This window comes from Psychrobacter sp. 1U2 (assembly GCF_051847575.1).
Map to the genome: position 1 here is coordinate 1 of NZ_JBPYDC010001404.1, position 608 is coordinate 608.

1 protein-coding gene is annotated in these 608 nt (G+C 38.8%); it reads right to left on the minus strand.

Annotation, left to right across the window (positions count from 1 at the left end):
• A partial coding sequence (locus ACS8FD_RS22335; protein ID WP_439277475.1) for a 5'-nucleotidase occupies positions 1 to 576 on the minus strand: 576 nt, incomplete at its 3' end.
• Positions 577 to 608 lie beyond the last annotated feature (32 nt).

Here is a 608-nt window from a genome sequence, read left to right on the forward strand (position 1 = left end):
TAACAACTCTCCTGAATCGTCAAACAGTACAGCATCGCCATCAAAAGCTATACGCAACTGCTCAGTATCAAGCTCATAGGTATCTACAGGCGTGGCATCAAGTATCGCACAAGCACAGATATTAGCATCTGCAACTTGTTGCGCGTCGTCACGATTGGTAGTCAAAAATAGGTCTACTTTAAAATCTGCAATATAAGGTGCAACCGGACTGCCAGAGATAAAAGCTGAACGTGATATATTTAGTCCATGAGCGCGTATGGCATTGAGTACTTGAATACCAGTATCAGGGCTACTTTTTGAGACAATAACAACTTCTACTAAAGGGGCTTCAACATCTGAATCTATTGGTGGCTGATTGTAGTTGTTTAAATTAAGAAGAGCCTGAATGAGCGGATAACCTGCACCTATGTTCAAATCATCATTCTCACGTACTGCCATATAATCACGAAATTCTTTGACGGCATTATCAGGCCTTTGTTGCAACAATTGCAATAAATGGTTTTCTGATTCTGATAAATCAAATAGCGCTGTTGCAGAAATTGCAACTATCAAGGTATTACTAAAATCAACTGCCATGACTATCTCTACTTATAATATTTCATATATTC